This window comes from Sorangium sp. So ce726 (assembly GCF_051521405.1).
Lineage (GTDB): Bacteria > Myxococcota_A > Polyangia > Polyangiales > Polyangiaceae > Sorangium.
The window spans coordinates 6,206,062-6,228,913 of record NZ_CP150349.1 but is presented as its reverse complement, the minus strand read 5'-3'; the positions used below and the strand labels follow the sequence as shown (position 1 = coordinate 6,228,913).

At 69.7% G+C, this 22,852-nt stretch carries 20 protein-coding genes and 1 tRNA gene; 10 read left to right on the top strand and 11 right to left on the bottom strand.

The annotated features are described in order from the left end of the window. Nucleotides 1-23: 23 nt before the first annotated feature. Together WME79_RS23240 and WME79_RS23235 are read right to left on the bottom strand one after the other, a co-directional pair. Nucleotides 24-1,106: an HmuY family protein gene (locus WME79_RS23240; RefSeq protein ID WP_437539069.1), complete on the bottom strand. Its 1,083-nt coding sequence runs from the start codon at nucleotides 1,104-1,106 to the stop codon at nucleotides 24-26. Next, nucleotides 1,103-3,280 (bottom strand): TonB-dependent receptor plug domain-containing protein, encoded by a 2,178-nt coding sequence (locus WME79_RS23235; RefSeq protein ID WP_437539067.1) that lies wholly within the window; start codon nucleotides 3,278-3,280, stop codon nucleotides 1,103-1,105. Before WME79_RS23235 ends, WME79_RS23240 begins: the two co-directional genes overlap by 4 nt. A gap of 448 nt (nucleotides 3,281-3,728) precedes the next feature. On the opposite strand from WME79_RS23235, the gene WME79_RS23230 reads away from it, so the two are divergent. Continuing rightward, nucleotides 3,729-3,803 (top strand) — tRNA-Glu (locus tag WME79_RS23230). Nucleotides 3,804-3,888: 85 nt separating this feature from the next. Here the strand turns inward: WME79_RS23230 and WME79_RS23225 are convergent. Beyond that, complete coding sequence (locus WME79_RS23225; protein WP_437539065.1) at nucleotides 3,889-4,167, bottom strand: Uma2 family endonuclease; 279 nt, start codon at nucleotides 4,165-4,167, stop codon at nucleotides 3,889-3,891. Nucleotides 4,168-4,335: 168 nt separating this feature from the next. After that, nucleotides 4,336-4,572: a helix-turn-helix domain-containing protein gene (locus WME79_RS23220; protein WP_437539064.1), complete on the bottom strand. Its 237-nt coding sequence runs from the start codon at nucleotides 4,570-4,572 to the stop codon at nucleotides 4,336-4,338. Here WME79_RS23220 and WME79_RS23215 point away from each other — a divergent pair. Further along, on the top strand, nucleotides 4,508-4,990 hold the full coding sequence (locus tag WME79_RS23215) for a hypothetical protein (protein WP_437540144.1): 483 nt from the start codon (nucleotides 4,508-4,510) through the stop codon (nucleotides 4,988-4,990). The genes WME79_RS23220 and WME79_RS23215 overlap by 65 nt on opposite strands. Nucleotides 4,991-5,501: 511 nt before the next feature. On the opposite strand, the gene WME79_RS23210 is transcribed toward WME79_RS23215, so the two are convergent. Next, entirely contained in the window at nucleotides 5,502-5,984 is a 483-nt protein-coding gene (locus WME79_RS23210; protein ID WP_437539062.1) for a hypothetical protein, read from the bottom strand. Nucleotides 5,985-6,704: 720 nt separating this feature from the next. Between WME79_RS23210 and WME79_RS23205 the strand changes: the two genes are divergently transcribed. Next, on the top strand, nucleotides 6,705-8,213 hold the full coding sequence (locus WME79_RS23205; RefSeq protein ID WP_437539060.1) for a cytochrome P450: 1,509 nt from the start codon (nucleotides 6,705-6,707) through the stop codon (nucleotides 8,211-8,213). Beyond that, on the top strand, nucleotides 8,210-8,701 hold the full coding sequence (locus tag WME79_RS23200) for a nucleoside deaminase (protein ID WP_437539058.1): 492 nt from the start codon (nucleotides 8,210-8,212) through the stop codon (nucleotides 8,699-8,701). The genes WME79_RS23205 and WME79_RS23200 overlap by 4 nt, the downstream gene beginning before the upstream one ends. A gap of 24 nt (nucleotides 8,702-8,725) precedes the next feature. Here WME79_RS23200 and WME79_RS23195 read toward each other — a convergent pair whose 3' ends face one another. Beyond that, the gene (locus WME79_RS23195) at nucleotides 8,726-9,622 is read right to left on the bottom strand and encodes a LysR family transcriptional regulator (RefSeq protein WP_437539056.1); all 897 of its coding nucleotides are present in this window, start codon (nucleotides 9,620-9,622) and stop codon (nucleotides 8,726-8,728) included. A gap of 64 nt (nucleotides 9,623-9,686) precedes the next feature. Between WME79_RS23195 and WME79_RS23190 the strand changes: the two genes are divergently transcribed. After that, on the top strand, nucleotides 9,687-10,238 hold the full coding sequence (locus WME79_RS23190) for a ferritin-like domain-containing protein (RefSeq protein ID WP_437539054.1): 552 nt from the start codon (nucleotides 9,687-9,689) through the stop codon (nucleotides 10,236-10,238). Between the two features lie 89 nt (nucleotides 10,239-10,327). Here the strand turns inward: WME79_RS23190 and WME79_RS23185 are convergent, their stop codons facing one another. Next, the gene (locus WME79_RS23185) at nucleotides 10,328-11,395 is read right to left on the bottom strand and encodes a hypothetical protein (RefSeq protein WP_437539052.1); all 1,068 of its coding nucleotides are present in this window, start codon (nucleotides 11,393-11,395) and stop codon (nucleotides 10,328-10,330) included. A 198-nt stretch (nucleotides 11,396-11,593) separates the two neighbouring features. Here WME79_RS23185 and WME79_RS23180 point away from each other — a divergent pair, with 198 nt between their 5' ends. Continuing rightward, entirely contained in the window at nucleotides 11,594-12,670 is a 1,077-nt protein-coding gene (locus WME79_RS23180; protein WP_437539919.1) for an ABC transporter substrate-binding protein, read from the top strand. A 70-nt stretch (nucleotides 12,671-12,740) separates the two neighbouring features. On the opposite strand, the gene nudC is transcribed toward WME79_RS23180, so the two are convergent. The 3 genes from nudC to WME79_RS23165 form a co-directional block, all read right to left on the bottom strand. Further along, nucleotides 12,741-13,550, bottom strand: coding sequence for an NAD(+) diphosphatase (gene nudC / locus WME79_RS23175; protein ID WP_437539050.1), 810 nt, complete (start codon nucleotides 13,548-13,550; stop codon nucleotides 12,741-12,743). A 114-nt stretch (nucleotides 13,551-13,664) separates the two neighbouring features. Then, nucleotides 13,665-14,711: an ABC transporter substrate-binding protein gene (locus tag WME79_RS23170; RefSeq protein ID WP_437539048.1), complete on the bottom strand. Its 1,047-nt coding sequence runs from the start codon at nucleotides 14,709-14,711 to the stop codon at nucleotides 13,665-13,667. 529 nt (nucleotides 14,712-15,240) lie between these two features. After that, complete coding sequence (locus WME79_RS23165) at nucleotides 15,241-16,062, bottom strand: polysaccharide deacetylase family protein (protein WP_437539046.1); 822 nt, start codon at nucleotides 16,060-16,062, stop codon at nucleotides 15,241-15,243. 334 nt (nucleotides 16,063-16,396) lie between these two features. Between WME79_RS23165 and WME79_RS23160 the strand changes: the two genes are divergently transcribed. The 4 genes from WME79_RS23160 to WME79_RS23145 all read left to right on the top strand — a co-directional run bounded on the left by WME79_RS23160 (nucleotide 16,397) and on the right by WME79_RS23145 (nucleotide 21,715). Then, the gene (locus WME79_RS23160; RefSeq protein ID WP_437539044.1) at nucleotides 16,397-17,557 is read left to right on the top strand and encodes an alpha/beta hydrolase family esterase; all 1,161 of its coding nucleotides are present in this window, start codon (nucleotides 16,397-16,399) and stop codon (nucleotides 17,555-17,557) included. Nucleotides 17,558-18,023: 466 nt separating this feature from the next. Then, on the top strand, nucleotides 18,024-18,746 hold the full coding sequence (locus WME79_RS23155; protein WP_437539042.1) for a response regulator transcription factor: 723 nt from the start codon (nucleotides 18,024-18,026) through the stop codon (nucleotides 18,744-18,746). A gap of 400 nt (nucleotides 18,747-19,146) precedes the next feature. Further along, nucleotides 19,147-19,554: a Kazal-type serine protease inhibitor family protein gene (locus WME79_RS23150; RefSeq protein ID WP_437539040.1), complete on the top strand. Its 408-nt coding sequence runs from the start codon at nucleotides 19,147-19,149 to the stop codon at nucleotides 19,552-19,554. Between the two features lie 367 nt (nucleotides 19,555-19,921). Beyond that, complete coding sequence (locus tag WME79_RS23145; RefSeq protein ID WP_437539038.1) at nucleotides 19,922-21,715, top strand: CotH kinase family protein; 1,794 nt, start codon at nucleotides 19,922-19,924, stop codon at nucleotides 21,713-21,715. Nucleotides 21,716-21,748: 33 nt separating this feature from the next. On the opposite strand, the gene WME79_RS23140 is transcribed toward WME79_RS23145, so the two are convergent. Next, nucleotides 21,749-22,843, bottom strand: a complete 1,095-nt coding sequence (locus tag WME79_RS23140; protein WP_437539037.1) for an HmuY family protein — start codon at nucleotides 22,841-22,843, stop codon at nucleotides 21,749-21,751. Nucleotides 22,844-22,852 lie beyond the last annotated feature (9 nt).

Here is a 22,852-nt window from a genome sequence, read left to right as displayed (position 1 = left end):
GTGTGCGATGGCGTGAGCGGCGCTCATTCCACTTGCTTGACGCGCATTCTCACCCGACCTGGAGATGCTTCCGTCGCGCCCTCGAAGCGCTCGATGACGATCACGAAGCGCGATACGCCGTCCGCGCTCTGGACGAGCCACGCGGCGTCCTTGGCCGGAGCGGGGGGCGTCGCGCCGGGTTCGAGCCACCGCCCCGTGAAGGCGGTCGCGATGTGGTCGCCGCGGTACGGGACGGCGGGATCGGTGAGGGCCGCGTGGTCGGCCGCGTCGAACCGCGCCTGCTCCGACGCGGCGGTGCGCGCCTCGACGTCGGCGAGCTTCTCGGAGGCCGACGCAGCTGCCTGGAGGTCGGCGGCGCGCGTGGTCCCGGGGCCGCCGAGCTCGCCGTTGACGCTGACGAGCGATCTTCGGAAGCAGACGTTCCACTCCGTCGACGCGCGCGCCTCTTCCGGCGTGAGCATCAGCTGCCGGTTGCCCGCGAGGTCGAGGCAAGCGCTCGGCTCGGTCTCGACCGCGTCGATGCCGCCCGCGGTCGCGTCGAGATCCTGGATGTCGACGGTCGGGCCAGAGCCGTCGGGGAGCACCTCGGCATAGCGGAGCTGATAGAGCGCCGTGACCGGCGCCCCGTCGACCTCCCCATAAAAGGAGAAGATCTGCAGCTTCCAGTACCTGCCCTCGTGCTCGATCGCGTGGACGTGGTAGCGGCTGAAGGCGACGTGCTCCTCGCCGTCGTAGGCGTACCAGCGCGAGAAGGCGCCGCCGGAGTCGTCCGTGAGCAGGAAGGGGGTGCTCGGCAGCTCACCCGCCCTGTAGTCCTCGAGGCCGATCGGCAGCGCCCCGCCTTCGCCGGGGCCGCTGATGCCGCTGTTGGTGAAGACGTCGTAGCCCGAGAGCGCGAGATCCCAGTCGGTGGACGCCGCGCCGTCGCCTTCCGCGACCACGATCTCCGGCGTGGCGAGGCGGAGGAAGACGCGGCCGGTGGCCGGCACGTCGACCTCGAGGAGCGCGCCGTCGTCCGTGGTCCCGGGCTCTCCGCTGGAGCTCCCGCCGTCGCCGCACGCCGGGGTGAGCAGGAGAAGCGCTGCCGCGACCGATCCTCTTGTCATGAGTCCTCCCACGGTAGATCGGCGCGGACGCCGACGTAAAACGTGCGCCCCTCGAGGGGCCGGTGATCGCCGCGGCGATCCGGGTCCTTTTGCGCGCCAAGAAGGTTCCTGACGCCGATATACGCCTGCGACGAAGGCCAGAGCGGCCGCGCGAGCCGCGCGTCGAGCGTCGTGAACCCGGGGGCGTACACGTCTTCCTCGGCGCGCGGGTCTCTCTCGACGAACGCGCTGCTGAGGGTCCGGAGACGGGTGACGAGCTCGAGCCGGAGCGGCAGATCGGCGCGGAGCGCCGCCTGCGCCGTGTGCGGTGGTTTGCCGGAGAGCGGCTGTCCGGGATCGGCCGTGTCGTCGCGTGTCCAGAGGTAGGCGTAGCCGGCCTCGATGCGGAGCCACGATGTGGCCTGGAGCGTGGCCGAGAGATCGAGGCCTGCGGTGCGCGCCTCGGCGATGTTCGTGTAGGTGTACGTATCGACGCCGTCGGAGGAGCTGACGGGGCTCGGGTCGACGTCGATCAGGTTGTCGACCCAGTTCGAGAAGGCGCCGGCCCGCGCCGTGATGCCCTCTCGGGGGATCCATGTGACATCGCCGTTCACGCCCCAGGACGTCTCGGGGGCGAGCTCCGGGTTGCCCTCGAGGATGTAGCCGAGGCTCGAGTGGTCGAACGAGAACCCGAGCTCCTTCGCGCTGGGGGCGCGGAATCCCCGCCCGCCGGAGACGCGCAGCGTGAGCGACGGCGAGGGCCGGTACGCGAGGGCGAGGCGTGGGGCGACGACGCCGCCGTAGCGGACGCGGAGCTCGCCGCGAATGCCGGGCATGAGGGTGAGCTCGTCGGTGAGCTTCCACCCGAGCTGGCCGTAGAGCGCGGCGCTGCCGAGCCGGGTGCTGGGCACCTCGTCGTTCGGTGGGATCTCCTCGGTGCCGGAGGTGGTCACGGCGGTGATCTTGAGCACCTGGTCGAGCGTCTCCACCTCGGCGCGCGCCCCGGCGACCCAGGTGCGCTTCCCGTCGGCGACGGTGGCGATCGCCTCGTAGCTCTGGAGGCTGCCTGAGCGCTCGCGCAGCTCCTCGTAGGGCGAGCCGCGCTGGTCGCGGCCGCTCGAACGGAAGGCCCATTGTTGGCCTGCGGCGAGGCGCAGGCTGGAGCCGCCGCCGAGGTCGAGCGTCTCGGCGAGGTGCAGGGTGATGCGGTCGGTCACCTCGGGGAGGTCGTAGAGATAGACCCCCAGGACGGGCCGCTCCTTCTGCTCGATTCCGTCCTGCTCGTCGTGGATCCAGCGCGCGCGGAGCCGCAGGTCGATGCCCCTGCCGAGCGCGGCGCCGGCGCGCAGGCCGAGGAGGGTCTGGGAGCGCTCGGGCAGGGCGGTGGGGGCGTCGGCGCCGGCCTCGGGATGGGCGAGGTTTTCGGCGGGCTCGACGAGGGAGAGGCTGTCCTCCCGCTGGAACGAGGTGTCGGCGCTGACCCAGGCGCGCTCGCCCCGGTAGGCGCCCGATCCATGGAGGACGAGCCCGGCGCGGCTCCGGCCTTCGAGGCGAGCGCGGCCGCTGAAGCCGGGGTGTTCGGGGGGCGCGGAGAGGACGTTGACGACGCCGCCGATGGCGCTGGTGCCGTAGAGCGAGCTGGTCGGCCCGGTGACGAGCTCGATGCGGGAGACGTCGCCGAGCGGGAGGGCGGAGAGGTCGATGGCGCCGCCGGCGTCGCCGATGACGCGCTCGCCGTCCTCGAGGACGAGGACGCGGTCGAGGTCGAAGCCCTGGATCTGGATGGCGCTCGGGTTGCCGAGCGCGCCGTAGGCGCTCGGGTTGACCTGGACGCCGAGCTCGCCGTCGAGCGCCTCACCGACGTTGGTGGCGCCGCGCCGCTCGGCCTCGTCGCGGGTGACGACGCGCGTGCGCACCGTGGCGCGCTGGCTGCTCTCGGGGGTGCGGGTGCCGGTGACGACGACCTCGATGGGAGGTGGCGCGGCGGGCGAGGGGGGAGGAGGCGAAGGGGAAGGAGGAGAAGCGGGAGAGGGAGGCGGAGAAGCGGGAAGAGGCGAAGAGGAAGGGGGCGCGGCTGAGGGCTGCTCGGAAGGGAGCTGCGCGAGCGCAGGGCGCGAGAACGCGGCTGGGACGAGCGCCGGGAGCGGGCAGAAGGCGAGCAGCGCGGCGCGCGTCAGGCGCCGACGCCGGGGCACGGTCCTCCCTGGGACATCGGAACGGCAGGCTCGAGGCGCGGGGACGGCAGCATGGGGAGAGCTCGGCCTGTGCGGCGTTCGGTCGATGGAGTGAGGTAGGGTGGGGATGGTCGCCCGATTCAAGGCGGTCGTCCAGCGGTTCGGGGGCGGCGGGCGCCGCGGGCGGGGTAGATGGCGTGCAGCGGAGCGGGAGCAGGGGAGGAGCTCGTGTCGTGTCGGGACGGAGGCTCGTGGCGGGCGAGCGGCGAGCCGGAGAGCGGCGATGCCGAGCGACCGACGCCTCGGCGGGTGGCCTGCGGTGCGCCATGAGAGGCCGCGCGGTCGGCGCGCGCCGCGGCTGCGGGGGGCGCGGGCGGGAGCGGTCCCGACGGCGGAAACCCCAACGGGCGACGCGAGTTGGGCTTGCATTGCTCGACAACGGAAGGTAGGGTCCCGCGCCGAATCGCCGGTCCCCATCGTCTAGCCCGGCCCAGGACTCAGCCCTTTCAAGGCTGCTACGCGGGTTCGAATCCCGCTGGGGACGCAATTCATTCATAATTTCAAGCGCTTGGCGACGCGCTGAGCGTCGGCTGGAGGTTCAGGTAGATGCCGCACGAAGGGCGGCAACGCTACTGGGCCGCCGGGTCTCCGAGCGCTCCTTCTCCGGATTCAGGACCGAGCAGCTCCACCTCGCTCCAGAGCGCGTCGAGATCGAGCGAGAGTCCCTCCAGGCCGGGAATACTGCCGACGATCCCGTCGGCCGCCGAGCGCGCGTGCACGTAGCGGCGGTCGGTTCCTGGCTCGAGGAGCTCGAGCGTCCTTTCCTGCGGGTCGATGATCCAATACCAGCGCACCCCGAAAGACGCGTACTCGTGGAGCTTCTCGACACGGTCGCGTCGTGCGTCCACGGGCGCCTAGCTGAAAACGCGGTGCGCCTCCGGACCAAAGGGCATGAGGAGGTGGTCAGGAAGAATTCGTGGGCTGCTCTTCCTGCCGTCCCGCCTTCATGTTGATTCTCTCTGGCTCTCAACCCGATTTCAACGCGCCGCGACGATCTCGTGCGTGAGTGAAATCCTCTACTCCGCGAGCTCGGCGTCAGCGGTCCGTTCCATCTCCGCAGGGCTGGTGGGCTTCGCAGCTTTCACGCGCTTGAAGGGCCGGATCCCGCCGGACGAGACGAGGCTGTACTCGGCGCCCCTCGTTGTCCCGGCTCTCGCCACGCGGCCGCGAGCCACGAGCGCGCGAAGCGTGACGTACACGCTCCCGTTCGGTAGCCCGCTGCGCGTGGCGATCTCCGTCGCCGTCCCTCGCACGAGGGATCGAACGGTTTCGAGCACCACAGCCTCCCGGTCGCTCGCGGAGGCTCCCGTCGCCGTCGTCGTGCCAGCCGTGGTTTGGTCCGCGCCGGATGCCGGTGCGGAGGTCTTCCTCGTGGACGGTGCGGAGGTCCTCGTGGACGGTGCGGAGGTCCTCGTGGACGGTGCGGAGGTCCTCCTCGTGGACGGTACGGAGGTCCTCCTCGTGGACGGTGCCGTCGTCGAGGAGCTTGACGCTCCCGAGAGCGCGCCCTGCTTCCCGCTCCTCGTAGGCGTCGCCACGCTCTTTTGGGCGTGCGTGGGCTTCTTCCGGGGCTTCGGACGGCGCGCCGAGGAGGCGTTCTCCGCTGGCCGTCCCAGATCGGCGAGCATCGTCGTCACAGTCCGGTGCGCTGCGGCGCGGTGCTCCTCCTGAACTCGTTCGACCAGGCTCAGGATGTCCTTTACAAAGCGGTCCACCCGCTCCTTGATCGCGTCAGAGGCGTTCATGGGCGGCGCCTTAGTAGCACGAACGCTCCGACAGTCGAGAGCTTGAAAGCAAGCTGGGCCGGTCTGGGCAACCGGTGGCGTTGACTACGCGCGCCAGGAGCCGGATCCCGAAGGCCGTCCGCGCGCGCCGCGCCGGCATGTCTCCGGCACCGTCGAGCGCGCTCTCGGGTCACTCCCCGCCGAGCGGACTCGCCAGGCGTGCGGGAGCAAGCGTCGGGTCGAATGCCGCTGCCGCGCGCCTCTCGGCACCCGCTCACGCCATGGAGGCGAAGGGAGCGGGGAGGGCCTTCCGGGCATCCTCGGGGTGGCGGCCAGCATCGAGCGCAGGCAACCGATGCGCCTCTTCGCCTCGGCCGCCGTTCAGCGGACCTGGTGTCTTCTTCCCCGGCGGTTCCCCGGCGGCTCGCTCCCCGCTGCAGTAATCCAGCGAGACGACATCACGGACACGCGTTCGGGGCAGCGGTGCAGTTGCCGAGTGCCCCGCACACATAGGAGCGCGCGCACGTCTTGGCGTCATCCTGGGAGTACGTCACGACGTGCTGGGTCGACCTCCCGAAGGGACTGGTGACGCATATCGCGTACGTTCGCGCCGCCCCCGCCGGGGCGAGCTGAACCCCCTGGAGCGCGGCCGTCGCGGCGGCGCATCCCAGCGCCTCCACTTCCGAGTCCGCGAAGATCACGAGCCCCGGGCCCGCGCAGCGCGTGTCCGGCAATGCGGTGTTGAACGTATAGGTGTTTGCCCCACGGCAATCGTTGAAGCTCGGTTCGCGCGTCCGGGCAGCGCCGTCGCGCACACCGCTGGCATCGCCTCGTCCGTCCTCGGCAGGGCCGCCGCCGGCCGAAGGCGATCCGCTCGCGGGGGTCATGGTGAACAGCAAGAAGGCACTCGAGGCATGTAGCGCCGTTGCGAGCAGTCTCATGAATCGTCTCTTATCGTAACCGGCCGACCGAGCTCGCTCAGAAGTCGAGTGTTGGCAGGCAGCACGTTGGTTAGCACGTTGGTCAGCACATCTCGTGCCGCGCCGCAGGGCTCGCGCTTCAACGCCTTTCCAGTGGCGGCGGTCGCAACAAGGGGCACGTTTTCTTGTCCTCTTCCCTGATCGGCGCGGGCAAGAAGCGTCCTTTTGCGCATTCGAGCAAGATCTTGATGCTGGCTCCTTCTTCCTCAGTCCCGACGTTTCGAGCTCGCAATGTCGTTCGGGCTTCACCTGGGGCCGGCTCGTCGGCGCGGATCGCGGGTTGCCTGGGCAATGACAGCGCCTTGAGCGTCGCCGTGGGGCTCGTGGCGCGGCACCCGCGTCTGGCGCGGTCAGGGAGCTACCCCGCAGGACGCCGCAGGCGATCGACCTCTGCCGTTGACACCGCATGCGCAGTGCGGGAGGATGAGCTGAAGCAGCGAGCATGAGGGCTTCGCACAAGCCCAGTCCCTGCCTCACCGTCTCGCCCTGTTCGAACGTTGACGGCGGATAAATCGGAAGAAGACAGACGCGGCGCCTTGCGGGGGGCGGGCGGCACGGCATGGTGGAGGACCACCCAGGGGCAGCACACAGGTGGTGCCCGTCGGCGAGCGTGGCATTCGGCTCTTCCCTTAACAGCGGTCGTAACGCTCTCTCCTGTGCGAGCGTTGGAGTCACCATCTCATGCAAAATACATCTCGATCGCAGTCGGATAGCAGCGCTCCGCAGCCGCTCACCGGCCGCACCCGGCGGAAGATCGTGCGGGCGCTCGTCCGTGCCGAGTCCCGGTCCAACGGGGCGGGGCCGCCGCGGCTGGGGGCGATCGTGCCGGGCATCGGCACGGCGATCGCGCTGCTGGCCGACCCGATCGAGCTCCAGCGCGCAGGCCACGAGGCGCTGGGTGATGTATTTACTCTATCGCTGTTCGGGCTGCCGCTCACGTTCGTCGGCGGCAAGGACGCCGCGCAGCGCTTCATCGACGCGGGTGAAGAGCTGAACCTCGTGGACGCGTACCGGCGGCTCGCCGGCAGGATCCTCGGCGAAGACCTCTTCGTCGAGGTCCAGCCCCACGTGCTCCGCGCGCTCTCCGGCGCGTCCGTGCGTCGCCAGAGCGGCCCTCTCGCGGATTTCACGGCGCGCTTTCTGCGCGCGCGGCTCGCCGGGGGCGGCGAAATCGACGCGCTCGCGCTCGCCAACGACCTCGTGCTGCACATGGCATGTCGGTTCGTGTGCGGCGACACCATCTCCGAGGCGCTGTGCGACGAGCTCGCGCGCCAGTTCCACATCCTCGAGAGCGAGCTGAACCTCACGGGCTTCTTCTTGCCCATCGAGACGCCCTCGGCGAAGCGCCGCAAGCAGGCGCGGGAGCGCATCATCTCGATCTTCATGAGCGAGGTGCGGCGCGTGGCGGCCGAGGGCAGCGCTGATCCGGAAGGTTATCTCCATGCGGTGATCAAGAGCTCCCTCGGAGACGAGCCCACGGCCGCGACGCCCGAGCAGCTCCGCAATGCCGCGCTCGCCGTGATGGGCGCGGTGCTCGGCGCGCACACGAACACGGCCATGAGCCTCGCCGCAAGCCTGTCGGAGCTGCTGGAGCACCCGCGGGCGCTCGCCGCGGTGCTCGAGGAGCAATCTGGCGTCCTCCAGGATGGGCAAGCCCTCGATCTCGGCGCGCTCTGCCGCATGCCGGTGTTGCTCCGCTCGATCAACGAGTCGCTGCGCCTCCATGGCAACGGTGGCCTCTGGCGGGTTTCGCGAGAGCCGGTGGAGCTGGGCGGCCACATGATCCCGGCCGGCAGCCTCATCGGGATGTCGATGGGGCTTGTCAACGGCGACTCGTCTTTCTACCACGATCCCGCTCGCTACGAGCCCGATCGGTATTGCGACATGAAGACGGACGCCTTCCAGAGCCCCGCGGTCAAGGATCGGCGGTTTGGCGCGTTCGGGCTCGGCCATCACCTCTGCCCTGGCCGGACGCTCGCCTACACGATGTTGGGAATTGCGCTCACCGTGCTCCTGCGCGACTTCCGGATCGAGGTGCTTCGCCGGCCGCGCGCGTGGCTCGACCTCATGATGGGCGGCATGGCACGCCCTGTCGGTCAGCTCCGTATCCGTGTGACGCCTGTGCGCCGCGCGCCCGCAGGCGTGATCCCGCGCTCGAGCTCGGTGGACGGCGAGGTCGGTTTACCATGACCCATCAACCAGGCAGCCCCAGGGACGTTGGCTTCATGCAGCTCGCCGTGGACGCCGCGAGCGACACCCTGCGCGCGGGCAACATGCCGTTTGGCGCGGTGCTCGTGCAAGGCGATCAGGTGCTCCAGGTGAGCAGCAACCAGCGGCGCACGGCCAACGCAGGGCAGGGAGACTGCACCGCACACGCCGAGGTGGTGTTGATCCGCGAAGCAACGGCGGCGCACGGCCCGCAAGCGCTCGCGGGCGGCACCGTGTACGCCAGCGGGGAGCCTTGCGCCATGTGCTCGGGGGCGCTGTTCTGGGCGGGGGTGAGCCGCATCGTCTACGCAGCCAGCACGCAGGACATCATCGACGCGCTCGGCGGGCCAGCGCTGCCGGTGCGCTGCCACGAGGTGCTGGCGAACGCCTCTCCCGCCGTGCGCGTGGACGGGCCGATCTTGCGAGATGCCGCTGTGGCGCTGCTGCGGAGCGCCGTGGAGCGCTCGTAGCCCGCTCCGCGACCCGGCGGGCCATCACCCTGCCCGCGCCGCGCCCTTGCCGATCTCGACGATCCGCGCCGCCAGCCGTTCGGCCGCCGGAGGCAGCTCGGCGCCGCGGCGGGTGATGAGCCGGTAACACACGGTCCCCAGCTCGGGCACGGGCCGCAAGATCACCCCGCGCGGCGGCGCGCAGATGCCGTTCACCACGGCGACGCCGAGGCCGAGCGCCGCGAACTGGAGCATGAGCGGCCAGCCGTCGGCCTCGATGGGCGGATCGACCTCGTGGCCGAGGCGCGCGATGGCGCGGCCGATCAGATCGCGGTGCGATCGGCCCGCGGGGGGCAGCACGAGGCGCTCGCCCGCGAGGTCCATGAGGCGCAGCGAGCGGCGGCGCGCGAGGCGGTGGCGGCGCGGCATGGCCACGCAGAGCGGCGTGCGCAGCACGTCGCGCGCAACGAGCTCGGGCGGCACGAGATCGAGCACGCCGACCGCGAGGTGCGCGTCGCCCGCGCGCACCGCCGCGCAGGCCGACGGTGCGCCCAGCGTGAGCAGGCGGAGGCTCGCCCCCTCGGCGGCGAAGCGCGCCAGGGCCGGGCCGAGCAGATAGAGGAAGGCGCCCTCGCCGGCGGCGAGCGTGACCGACTCGCGCTGCGGCTCGCCGCGGAGATCCCGCGCAAAGGCCTCGGCCCGCGCGACCGCGTCGCGGGCGTGCGCGGCCACGCGCAGGCCGCGATCGGTGAGGCGGAGGTGCTTGCCTGTGCGCTCGTAGAGCGGCGCCCCGAGCTCGTCGCCGAGCCGGCGCACCCGTTCGAAGAGCGCCGGCTGCGAGAGCCCCACGCGCCGCGCGGCGTGCGTGAAATTGAGGGTGTCGGCGAAGGCCACGAAGGCGCGGAGGAGGTCGCCGTCAAGTATCGGTCCGGCCGATGGCATATCCGATCATTCTAGTCGACGCCGATGGTCCGGTCCCCCAGATCGAACGTCGAAGGAGGCCACCATGAACGCTTCGAATCCCGTCGTTCTCCGAGACAGCCACGCCTGGTGGGAGGCCGTGAAGAAGGACCCGGAGGCGCTCGTCGCCTGGCTGCTGGATCAATACCGCGGCGAGGCCACCGCGGCCGGCCGCATCGAGATGCTGCGCGACGCGTTCGCGGAGCCCGGGACGCGCGCACACCGGATCCTCGGCGTCATCGCCGGGCAGGAGCGCCGCCACGCTGTCTGGGTGGGAGACCTGCTCACCGCCCGCGGGATCGAGCCGAAGATCGGCGCGAAGCGCGAGCGTTACTGGAAGGAGACCCTCGATGTCGTCCGCGATCTCGAGACCGGGTGCGCGGTGGGCGCGCACTCCGAGCGCATGCGCCTCGAGCGCATCGAGGCCATCGCCGCCGACCCGGAGGCGCCCCCCGACGTGCGCGCGGTGTTCGAGCGCATCCTGCCCGAGGAGCGCTTCCACGCGCGCGCCTTCGCGGAGCTCGCGGGCGCGGAGGCGCTGGCGGCGACGCAGGGCGCGCACGATCTCGGCCGCCGCGCGCTCGGCCTCGCGCCGTGATCCGCGCCGCCGCTCGTTCACGGCGGCCCCCGAAAGCTCGGTCGCCACGCAGCGCGCGGGTCCTCGCGGGGCGAGCGCGACGGTTCCGCTCAGAATACGATGGTGGAGTACGGGCAGCGCCTCTTGATCTCGTCCACATCGCACACCTGAGGCGGCTGGCAGTCAAACGACGGCGGGCAGCTCGGGTCCTGCTCGCAGCCGCACCCGCACTCGTTGGAGACGTAGGTCAGGCCTCCGGTGCAGGCGAAGTCGATGACCGCGCACTCCTTCGGGCTGGTGCTCACGTACTGGCGCCACCACTCGCTCGACGGGTCGCAGCCGCAATAACGCTCGGTGCACGCCACGCCCCCGCCGGCGGTGCAGGTGCAGGTGTTGCAGCCGTCGAGGGAGGGGAAGCTGTCGCCCTGCTCGTACCTCACACCTCCGTAGGTGCAGGTGTCCGGACAGCCCTTCTCCGTGCATGCGACGCTGCCATCCCCGCCGCACGTGCAGGTGTTGCAGCCGTCGAGGGCAGGGAAGCTGTCGCCCGGCATGTACTCCACGCCTCCATACGTGCAGCCCTCCGGGCAAGCCACGTCCGTGCACACGATCTCGCCGTCTGCGTTGCACGTGCAGGTGTTGCAGCCGTCGCCCGGTGGGACCGGCGCCCCCGCCGCGTAACCGATGCCGTCTCGTTCACAGCCGTGACACGCGATCTTGGTACAGCCGATGTTCCCGGACCCCGAGGGATCGCAGGTGCAGGTGTTGCACCCGTCGGACGCCGGGAACGAGTCACCGGGCATGTAGGAGAGCCCGTCGTAGGTGCAGCGGCCGCTGCAGTCCACCAGGGTGCAGGCGACGTTCCCGTCCTCCATGCAGAAGCAGCTGTTGCACCCGTCCCCGGCAGGGAACGACTCGCCCGGCGCGTGGGTGACCCCGCCCCACGTGCAGTCGGAGGTGCACTCCATCAGGGTGCAGGCCACGTTCCCGTCCTCCGTGCAGGAGCAACTGTTGCACCCGTCCTTGTCACGAAATTCGTCGCCGGGGCTGTACTCGACGCCGTCGTACTCACACGTCGTCCAGCCGATCGGTCCGCAGCCCGCGAGCGCGCCGGAAAGGGCGATCGCGAGCGAGAACGCGGGGCCGAAATGAAACCAGGTAGCTCGAAGGTCTGTCATTGGATTCGCTCCTGTGCCAAAGAGTGCCAGGGCCGCGCGTGGGAGAATCCCCACAAAAACGCGCGGTTTGATGCAAGACAGCGCTCAAGAAAAACCTGTGCCAGGCACGTCGAGGGCCACGCGTTCTGACGCACGCGCGAGATCGCCGGCAAGAGGAGAGGCTTGTATTCTAACGGATATTTGTCTAATATAACGGATATGACCCCTCCGCGTTCAATCCCTGCTGAGCTGCGCCGCGCTGCGCTGCGTGCGGTCCTCCTTTTCGCCCTGCTGGTGTCGTGCGGCGCGCTGGGCTGCTCGCGCGACGACGCTTCGCGTGCCTCCGCCCCCGGATCGGAGGGCGAGTTCGAGACGCTCGAGCTCCGTTATCAGGGCAACAACGGCACGGTGACGCCGATCGAGCTCGCGGAAGATCTCGGTTACCTCGCGCCGATCCGCCTGCATTTCGTCGGCAGCACGGTGAGCGGCCCCCAGAGCGTGCAAGCCGTGGTCACCGGCGACACCGACTTCGGCGGCGCCTTCAACGGCGCCATCATCAAGCTGATCGCGGCCAAGGCGCCCATCATCGCCGTCGCGGGCTACTACGGTGTCGACGAGCAACGCCAGAGCGGCTTCTATGTGCTGAACGACAGCCCGCTGCGCACCGCGCGCGATCTGCTGGACAAGACGATCTCCATGAACACGCTCGGTGCCCACAGCGAGTTCATGGTCAGGGAGTTTCTGTCGCGAGGCCAGCTCACGCCGGAGGAGGCCCGGCGCGTCACGCTGCTCGTCATTCCTCCGGTGAACGGCGAGCAGCTGCTCCGCGAGAAGCAGGTCGACGTGGCGACGCTCGGCGACATCTATCGCGATCGCGCGCTCGAGCGCGGCGGCATCCGCTCGCTGTTCTCGGACTATGAGCTCTACGGCAAGTTCACCGCGGGCAGCTATGTGATGAAGACGAGCTTCATCAAGGAAAACCCCAAGACCGCGCGGCGCTTCGTCGAGGCAACGGCCAAGGCCATCGAGTGGGCCCGGGACACGCCGCGCGAGACGGTGGTGGCGCGCTGCATCGCGCTGATGAAAAAGCGCGGTCGGAACGAGGAGGACTCGGCCATCAAGTTCTGGCGTAGCTACGGCGTCGCCGGCAAGGGAGGCTTGATCACGGAGCGCGATTTCCAGGTCTGGATCGACTGGATGGTCAAGAGCGGCGAGCTCAAGCCGGGGGAGATCGCCCTGAGCCGCGTCTACACGAACGAGCTCAACCCCTACGCGAACGACCAGGCCGCGAAATAGACAACGTCGGTCGCCGAGGGGATGGCCTGGCGCACGAACCTGCTCCCCGCTGTAGCGCGGCGGCCGTCGCTCAAGACCGTGGCGCGGAGCGCTGGACGAAGGCGTCGATCAAACGTCGCGCGATGCTCACCTTGGGGGGGAGGTCGGGCAGCTGCTCGCGCGAGAACCAGTCGGCTTCGACGATCTCGTGGCCGTCCGGCGTGAGCGCGCCGCCAGCATACGTGGCCGAGAAGCCGATCATCAGCGAGCGACCGAACGGCCACGGCTGGCTGCCGAAATACTTCAAATCACGGATCTGAACGCCGACCTCCTCGCTGACTTCGCGCGCAGCCGCTTGCTCGAGCGACTCGCCGATCTCCACGAAGCCTGCCACCGCGCTGAAGCGCCCGGGCGGAAAGCGCGCGCTGCGCGCCAGGAGCACGCGGTCCTCGCGCTCCACCAGCACGATCACGGCGGGCGCGATCCGCGGGTGCACGCTCAACCCACAGCTCGGGCAGCGCCGTGTCTGCTCACCGACGCTGGGTTCGCGCCCATCCGAAGTCGCGGCGTCCTGTTGGGTGGCTGTTCCGCACCGCCCGCAGTGGCGGTGCGTCTCGGCGAACTCGACACCAGCAAGCGCGAGCCCCAGGATGTGCAGCGTGGGCTCGGGCAGCTCAGAGAAGAGGGAGCGGACCGAGGCGAACGCGAGCTCGGCCGGAAGCTCGACGCTGGGCCGAGCTCGCGCCGCGTACCAGCCCCGACCCTCGAACCTGCCGAGGAACACGGGTAGATCGGCGAACGCCGCGATGGCATCGCGCTGGCCGAGGAACAGCCCGCCGGCACGCTCCACGACCACCTCCAGCCCGCGCACGATCACCACGAACTCTTCATTGACCATCATAGCGGAGCGACAGGATACCAGGCTCGCCGAGCGCCGTCACCGCCGCGCACGACAGCTCGCAGCAGAAGCTCGGGTCGCCTCCTCCGGCAGCTCCGCTTCGAACTCTTGACTGCGTCAGGGCAGCGTGCGGGGCTTCCAGAAACCTTCGAGCTTCTCCTCTCTCAGGACTTGATCGAGGAAGCTGCGATCGACCCAGGGCTCGAAGTCGAACGTCGTGCGGATCAGGCCCAGGCGCTTGGCGTCGGCGATGCTGTTCTTGTAGCGAGCGACCACGTACGCGTCCACGAGCGGGCTATCTCTGTCGCGCACCGACTCGCCGGCCCAGTCCTCCTTGAAGGCGCCGAACGGGACGCCGGAGCGCGACCAGACGCGGTATGCCGGGCTCAGGTCCTTCTCCTGCTCCGCGAGCCATTTCGCTGCCAGGACGTACTGCCGCACCACGCGCTTGGTGATCTCGGGGTACTTTCGGATGAAATCTTCCGAGCCGATGATGGTGCTGTTGCAGGTGTAGCGGGGGTCGCCCTTGGTCGAGTAGATGATGCGCACGATGCCTTGATCGCGCTGGGCGAGCAGGTCAGGGCCGCCGATGGCGGCGTCGACGTCCTTGGTCGCCAGCGCTGCCTTGGTGGTCGCGTTGTCCATGTTGATGGCGCGGGTGTCGCGCTCGCTGAGCCCGTTGGCCTCCAGGATGCGCGCCGCCGAGAGCTGCAGGCAGGTGCCCTTGAACACCGCGAAGCGCTTGCCCTTGAGATCCTTGATGCTCTGGATCGGCGAGTCCGAGGGTACGGCGATGTACAGGTTGCTCTTCGGCCCGCTCGCGAGGATGCGCGTCTTCAGGCCGCCGGCGCGGCCGATGATCGACGGCAGATCGCCGAGCAGCGAGAAGTCGGTCAGCCCGTTGGCGTACGTCTCGTTCACCGCCGGTCCCGCGCCGCGCAGGAAGTTCCAGCGCACCGGCACGCCATCGCTCTTGAATTCACTCTCGAGCGTGCTGTTCAGGTTGAGCAGCGACCAGGCCGAGCCCCCCACCACCGGGCGATTGCCGACGCCCACGCCCGGGTTGGCGACGCGGATCTCGGTCGGTTTTTCTGCAGCCTGGGCGCTCAGCGCGATGACGAGCGGCGCGAGCACCAGGGCGAGCAGCTTGAACAGCTGTTTCATGCAAAGCTCCCTTTCGTTGGGCGTCCGTCGCGAACTATCGAGCGGACGATTTGTCCACTATAACGGATGAGCTGGCCGAGCGAAAGTGGGCATCGCGCGATGACGCTCTGATCTGGGCAGATCGATGGTCGGCGGCGACGAGCTTGCGGCTCGAGCTGCGGAGGAGCTGCTGCTGGAGCAGCAGGGGTGGTGAGGAGGTGCTCGAATCCGTGCAGCGGCGCAACAACAAATGGCCGCTCCAGCGGCTCCAGGACCACCCTCCACGGCGGAAGACAGGCGATCCGCGTCGCGGCACCTGGATTGCTCTCACGGCCATGCCTGGACCATCCGCCTCCAGTCCTGTCGATCCAGGAGTTCCCGCCATAACCTCCCGCTTTGCCGCGCGCGCACGTTATGCAAGCCGCTCCAGGTTGAGCCCGACGCGCGGCTCTCCGCTTCATGGCGCTCTTCCTTCCCGCGCGCGATAGCGGCAACCGGCCTGCCTCGCGGCGGCGCGCGGGGGCGGGGTGGCGGAACGCGCACAGGCCGCCTAGCGAGGCACCTCGCCGTGGATCACCTGCCGCACCGTCAGGACGACGACGCGGCCCGCGTCGCGCTCCTCCGCGAGCCAGTCCAGGAGGGTGGAGAAGTCCTGGCTGGAGATGCTGTACTTGCCGCAGGCGTCACAGACGTGGTGGAAGATGAGCTGTATCCATCCGCCGTCCTCCTGCGCGCGGCGGATGAGCGCCTTGATCGCGGGGACGCGCTCGCTGCGGCTGAGCGAGCCGGGCGCGCGGGTGGCGGTGAGGTCGCGCGGAGGGATGGACTCTGTCCATGGGCACAAGATGCATGAGGCGAACGCGAGCCCGCCCGAGCGCCTTCCGCTGTCGTAACCACAGGAGCGCACCAGCTCGGTGCTGACGCTATCGTGAGCGCCCCAGGGGTAGGCGAAGTTGCTCACGGCGAAGCCCAGCGCGAGGAGAGCGCGGCGATCATCGCAGATCTGCCGGCGCTGCTCGCTGGCCGTGAGCCCGGGCAGCCGCAGGTGATTGAGGGTGTGGCCGCCGATCTCATGGCCGTCGGACGCGAGCGCGCGGAGCTGCGCGACCGTCAGGTGGCCGGGGCGATCGAGCGCACCGCTGTTCACGAAGAACGTGGCATGCATCCTGTGCTCGGCGAGGACGGAGCGCACGGAGATCTGATCCGCCAGCGTGTCGTCAAACTCGATGGACACGACAAGGGCGCCCGGGGGACGTCGCGTCAGGTGGACCGAGGAGAGGAGGACGGCGGCGAGGCACGCCACGATGAACGCCAGCGCCGCCTGCTGTCGGCGCGTCGCGAGGCGCAGCGCACAGCCCCTCTCCGTGGGCACGATCTCCACGGAACACGTTGCCGTATCATCGACCGTGCCTGGGGCTCCGGCGCCCGTCCGGGAAGACCAGGGCGCTCTGCGCCTTCCAGGAACGGCTGGAGATCTCGCGGGACGGCGAACGACGGCGAGCGGCTGCGGCGTCGGGCGTCGAGACATAGGCCGGTATGCCCATGCCGCGAGCCAGCGGCCTCGGATATGACAGCCACCTGCATCGTGGTGATGCGAGGGCGGACGGCGATCCTGGGACGGGGAGCCGGCGCTGCCTCGCACTTCCGAGGGCGTGACGTGATCACCGGATAGCCGTCTTGTGTTCACCGGACAAAGGTGCTGACCAATGATGTACGGACGAACGAGTTTATCGAAGCAACTTCTGCTGTCAGGAGCGCTTGGCATCTCCCTCTGGGGCTGCGGCGGCGGCAGCGACGGGACGACCAGCGCCGGCGGCGACGGCGGCGGCTCCGCCGAGAGCGCCAGCACGAGCGGCACTTCGGGCAGCGGCGGCGGGACCACGGCGGCGGGCACGACGTCCTCGGCCGGCGGGAACAGCAGCGGCAGCACCAGCGCTGGCAGCACCAGCGCCGGCAGCACCAGCGCTGGCAGCACCGGCGCTGGCGGTGATGGCGCCGGCGGCAGCGGCGCCGGCGCGGGCCCTGCTGGGGCCGGGGGCAGCGGCGCAGGCGCCGGCGGCGGGAGCGTCACCTGCCCGTCGCCCGCGCTGCGCGCCGGCGATACGAACAAGACGATCACGGTCGGCTCCACGAACCGCAGCTATGTCTTGCATGTCCCTGCCGCGTACGACGGCAGCAAGCCGGTTCCCCTCGTGGTGGACCTCCACCCCCTCGGCGGCTCAGGCCCGTCGGAGCGATCGGGCTCGCCGTATCCGGCGCAGACCGACCCGGAGGGGGTGATCATGGCGTTCCCGTCAGGGCTGTCAGGCCCGTCGGGCGGCGCCTGGAACGTCGGGCCCTGCTGCGTGAAGAACACCGACGACGTGGCCTTCGTCAAGGCGATGGTGGCAGAGGTCCAGGAGACCGCCTGCATCGACCCCAAGCGCATCTACGCGGTCGGCTTCTCGATGGGAGGCGGCATGTCCCACTACCTCGCTTGCCACGCGGCCGACGTGTTCGCCGCGGTGGCGCCCGCCGCCTTCGATCTCCTGGAGGAGAACGTCGGCGACTGCAACCCGTCGCGCCCCATCACCGTGATCTCGTTCCGCGGCACCTCGGATCCGATTGTGCCTTACGCCGGTGGACACTCCGCGGTGGTGAGCGGCATGCCCATCACGTTCCTCGGGGCGAAATCGACCCTCGAGAAGTGGGGCGAGATCAACGGGTGCACGGGCTCGCCATCGGCCGAAGACAGCAAGGGCTGCTCGACCTTTTCGAGCTGCGAGGGCGGCGTCGAAGTGGCCCTTTGCACCAAGCAGGGAGGGAGCCACGAGCCCGGCAACGCCGCGGTCGGCTGGCCCGTCCTGAAGCGGCACACCCTGCCGTAACCTCCTCCTGACGCGCGCTCTGCGTGCTCGACGCGGCGCGTCCCACCATTCCCGTGCGCGGCGTCCCTCGACCCTCGCCGCCCTGCTCACACCCGCCTCGACATTCGAGCGCCTCCGCTGACATCGAGATACGACCCGCTGTGGGAAGCAATGACGCTGCGCATCCGCAGCGCGGTCCCTCGGCCTGCAGCGCCATCGGAAGAATCTGTTGCTGATGTGCGAATGTCGCGCGATGGTCGATGCGTCGATGCGACGTGACGCGCGGACTCGCGCGTTGGCGGCTAACGCCTTGATCGATCGAGGTGGCGAGTGATACTTTGCGAGCCTGCCTCCCGAGCGGCCTCGCGGTCCAGCGGCAGGCGTCAACGAGCTTCCCATGAAGGTCAGCGGAACCACAATCCTGACGCGGAAGGCCTTGGTGAGCCGGAGATTCGGCTCGGAAGCGTGGCGCGGTCTCTTTCGAGACATGGCGCTGAGCCACCCGTGGTTCAGGCAGCCGATCACGGCCAGCAGCCTGGTTCCGCTGCCCGAGTTCCTCACGTTCCACGACGAGCTCGTGCGGCGCTTCTATCCGGACCGCAAGGACGCTCTCTTCGAGCTCGGGGCCGAGTCGGCGCGCTGGGCGCTCGTCGATGGCCCGCTGAAGCGCTTCGTCCGAGATCCAGGGATCTCCTCCCTGGTCACGACCATTCCCACGCTCTGGCATCGTTACTTTTCCGAGACCGACAGCCGCTCCGAAGCGGCGCTGCGGGACGCTGGCGTCGAATTTCGAGTTCGCGACCTTCCGGCCTGGCACCCGTATTTCGAGCATTTTGTGATCGGGTACACGAAGGAGATGCTGGAGCTCTATTGCGCCAACCCGATCTGGACGCATCGCCTCGCCGGGGGACGCGGGACGACGTACAACTATCTGCTCGCCACTGATCCCGCTCCGAGCGCTCCTCCGAGCGGCGAGCGCGCAGGCGGCGGTCGCGCTCGGCTCGTCCGGTCACGAAGGGCGCTCACGGGGCGCGAGCTGGAGGTGCTGCGGCTCGTCGGGGTCGGCAAGACCAACCGCGAGATCGCCGTCATCCTTCACATCTCCCAGAAGACCGTGCAGCATCACATCGCCCACGCCTACGACAAGCTCGGCATCTACAGCCGCGCCGGCGCGACGCTGTGGCTGGGCGAGCGGGGGCTCCTCGGCTGAGGGGCGGCGAGACGGCGCCAGTCGTCAGAGGGCCGCGCAGGCCACGCTGCGGGGGCCGGTTGCGCAAGCCCTAGCTCATATTGCGCAGCTTTCGCCCGATCCGGGCGGCCTCTGACGCCGCAGCCGGGCGCGCACGCCGTGGAAACCGCCGCCCGACGCGTGGCCCGACTCCTGCCAAGGGGACCGTGCCCCCGCGGCGCTGCGACCGTCGGCTCGAGGTCTCATCGCAGGTCGGTCGCGTCGAGTGGACTCTCGCGCTCGCCGACCGATCGGCAGGGGGATGACAGGGATCACGCGCCGCGCTCGCGCCCGGCGCAAGGCGCCCTTTCTCTCCAGGGGAGGGGCTCGCGCACGAACATCGCTTTGCCGGGAGCGGCGAGGCGACATTGGAGGAAACATCATGAACGTTCAGGCTTGGTTCAAGGGAAGTCGCATCGCATCCGTCGTCTGGCTCGCGCTCGCCATGGCCCCGCTCGCCGCGGGCTGTCAGGTGGAGGTGGCCGACGATGCGCCCGAATCGATCGTCTCCGAGTCGAGTGAGGTGAGGGGAGGCCGCGGGCCACAGGGCGGCGTCTGCGGCGGCCTCGCCGGGATCGCGTGCGAGCGCGGCTTCTTCTGTGACTACGACATCAAGGCGCAGTGCGGCGCGGGCGATCAGACGGGCGTCTGCGCGCCCATCCCGGCGGCGTGCACCCAGCAGTACAATCCCGTTTGCGGCTGCGACGGCAAGACGTACAGCAATGCATGCTTCGCGAACGCGGCAGGCGTCTCGGTCGCGTCGCCCGGCAAGTGCGGCGCGCCCTCGTGAACGCGCGCCGCGGGGGGCCTGATGTGCCGCGTCCCCCCGCGGCGTCGACTCGATAGCTCCCGCTGCTCTCCCGCGTCGATGTCGGCCTACCTTGCTCTCCTCGGGGAGCGGAGAGGCCTGCGCGATCGTCGCGGGAGGACGCGCGGCGCGCCTGCGCCGCCCTCCTTCCATGTGGAAATCTCCACTGCATCATCAATGGAAAAATCCTCTCCGATTGATGTGAAAAGTTCCACCACGTCCCAGCCCTGCGCCGTGCGTCGATCCGGCCGATGACGGCATGCCGCACGCTTCTGGCGCGAGGTTTCGTCACGCAATCGATGCAGAATTGACATAAGATTGCCCCGAAACGCGAGCTGAGGAGCGATCGATGACCTTAAGAATTCTTCGTTGCCTGTTGCCTTTCGCCACGTTGGCGGCCGCGCCTCTCGTGGGCTGCGGCTCGTCCGACGACCCCGGCGCGACCGGGACGGGCGCCGGCGTGAGCAGCAGCACCGGAGGGCAGGGCGCGGGCGGCGACGGCGCGGGCGGCGACGGCGCGGGCGGCGACGGCGCGGGCGGCGACGGCGAGGCGGGCGGTATCCCCACGGAGCCGCCGGATTACGCCGCCGCGTTCCCGCAGGACCGGGTTCCCCGCATCGACATCACCATCGGGCCCGACCAGTGGCAGCAGATGGTCGACGACATGACGGACATGGCCGGCGAGTTCGGCTCGCAGGCCGGTCCATTCGCACCGCCTCCGGAGTGGGTCACGGCCTGCGATGGTCTCGTGGCCGGCGACGCCTGCACGATAGACCTCTTCGGGGCCGCCACCGAGGGAGCGTGCACGGAGCTCCCCGGCGGCCTGACCTGCCAGCCGATCCCGCAGGAGCCCGGGGAATTCGTGCCGCCGCCGGACTGGATCGCCGCCTGCGAGGGGCTGGCGGCGGACGCCAGCTGCACGATCGATATCTTCGGGACCGCCACCGAGGGAGCGTGCACCGACGTCGAGGGCGAGCTCACCTGCATGCCGCCCGGCCCTGGGGGCGGCGATCCGGGGCTCATCAGCAGCGTCGAGCTGCTCCCGCGCACGCCTGTTTACGCCGAGTGCGACGTCGCCACCGAGGATCGGCAGTGGAAGCACGTCGGCATCCGCTTCAAGGGCAACTCGAGCCTGCTCCTGCCCTGGAACGCGGGCAACTGGAAGCTGCCGCTGCGCCTCAACTTCGACCGATACGAGGACGAGTATCCCGAGACCAAGAATCAGCGCTTCTACGGGTTCGACTCGATGTCGTTCGCGAGCGGGTACCTGGATCCCTCGCTCCTGCGCGAGAAGATCGGCACCGACATCTTCGCCAAGGCGGGGATCCCTGCGCCCGCGACCGCGTTCTACCGGGTCTTCATCGATCACGGGGAAGGGCCCGTCTATTTCGGGCTGTACACCGGCATCGAGCTCCCGTCGGACGAGTCGTTCCTCGACACCCATTTCGGTGGCAACAAGGGCAACCTCTACAAGCCCGATGGCACGGGCGCGCGGTGGGAGACGTGGGACCCCGACACCATCGTCAAGGAGAACAACGAGGACGATACCGATCTCTCGGATGCGCGGGCGCTGTTCGACGCGCTGCACGCCGACAGGACCGACGCCGCCGCCTGGCGCGCGGGGCTCGAGGCGCGCCTCGACGTCGACGGCTTCCTGCACTGGTTCGCGCTGAACGCGGTGGTCGAGGACTGGGACGTGTACGGCCGCCTGCCGCACAACTATTATCTCTACGCGGACCCGAACAAGGGCGGGCAGTTCACGTGGATCCCCTGGGATCACACCTTCGCGTTCTCGGACGCCGACGCGGGCGTGACCATCGGGCTGACGGCGCTGCCCCTCTCGATGGCCGACGTGACCGAGCAATGGCCGCTCGTCCGCTACCTGCTCGACGATCCGGTCTATCTCGAGGTCTACCGCGGCTACGTGGCGCAGGCCGCCGCCGAGGAGTACGAGGCGGCCGCTACAGAGGCGTGGTTCAAGGCGGCGCACGACCTGATCGCGCCGTACGTCGTCGGGCCGGAGGGCGAGATCGAGGGGCACACCCACCTCGCGACGCCCGAGGACTTCGACAACGGCCTCGCGACGCTGATCGCCCACGCCAAGGGGCGGACAGCGGAGGTGGCCCTCTACCTCGAGCAGTGAGGGGCGCGCCGTCACCTCACAGGAGGATCGACGTCACTCCGCGACCGCCTTGACGTGAAGGACGACGGTCCCTGGCGATGTGGCGGTCGCGCCCTTGAGCTCGCTGAAGCCAAGGAAATACCTCGCCTGGCCGCCCGCGTCGGCGGCGAGCCAGGCGGCGCTCGCGGGCGCGACGGGCGACTTCGTGCGATCGAGCCACGCGCCGCCGAACCCGCTCACCACGCGATCGCCCAGGAACTCCTGCTCGGAGAACGCCTCGGCCGACACGCCCTGGAACCGCGGGAGCTCGCCCTCCGCGGTCTTCGCGGAGACCTCCTCGGTCGTCTCCTCGGCAGTCCGAGCGACATCGAGATCGACAGCGCCCACGCCGCGCGGGCCGCCGAGCCCGCCGTTCACGCTGATGGCGTCGCGGCGGAAGCAGAGGTGCCACGCCTCCGACGCGCTCGCCTCCTCGGCCGATAACGTCGTCTTCTCGCCGGTCCCGAGGTCGACGCACTCGCTCGGCTCCCCCGGAGGCGCCTCCCGGCCGCCGGCGGTCCCGTCGATGCCCGCGATCTCGGTCACTTCCCCTGCGCTGTCGCCGGTGATCTCCGCGACCCGGATCTGGTAGAGCCCACCCACGGTCGCGCCGTCCCGCTCGCCGTAATAGCTCATGATCTGCACCTTCCAGAGGCGCTCTCCGTCCTGGATCCCGTAGACGTGGTACCGGCTGAAGAGCGTGTGCGTCGCGTCGTCGTAAGCGTACCAGTCGAGGAAGGCGCCTCCGGCCTTGTCGGCCGAGAGGAAGGGGACGGCCGGGGCCTCGTCCGAGGCGAAGGTGGCCACGTCGAAGGGGCCGATGACCCCGGCGCTGCCGCCCCCGGACGGGCCGCTGTTCGTGAAGACGTCGAACCCCTCGAACGCGAGGTCCCAGTCGAGCGAGGCCTTCGGGTCGCCCGCCGGCTCCGCGATCGCGGGCGTCCCGAGCTTCACGAAGACGCGCCCGGACGCGGGGACGGGGATCTCCAGCGCGGTCCCGGACGCAAACGGGTCTCCTTCTGGACCTTGCCCACCGGATGGACCGCTCGACGGATCACCCGCCGAGTCGCTGCAGCCGATGAGCAGCGACGAGACCAACGAGACGCTCATGAAGATGCG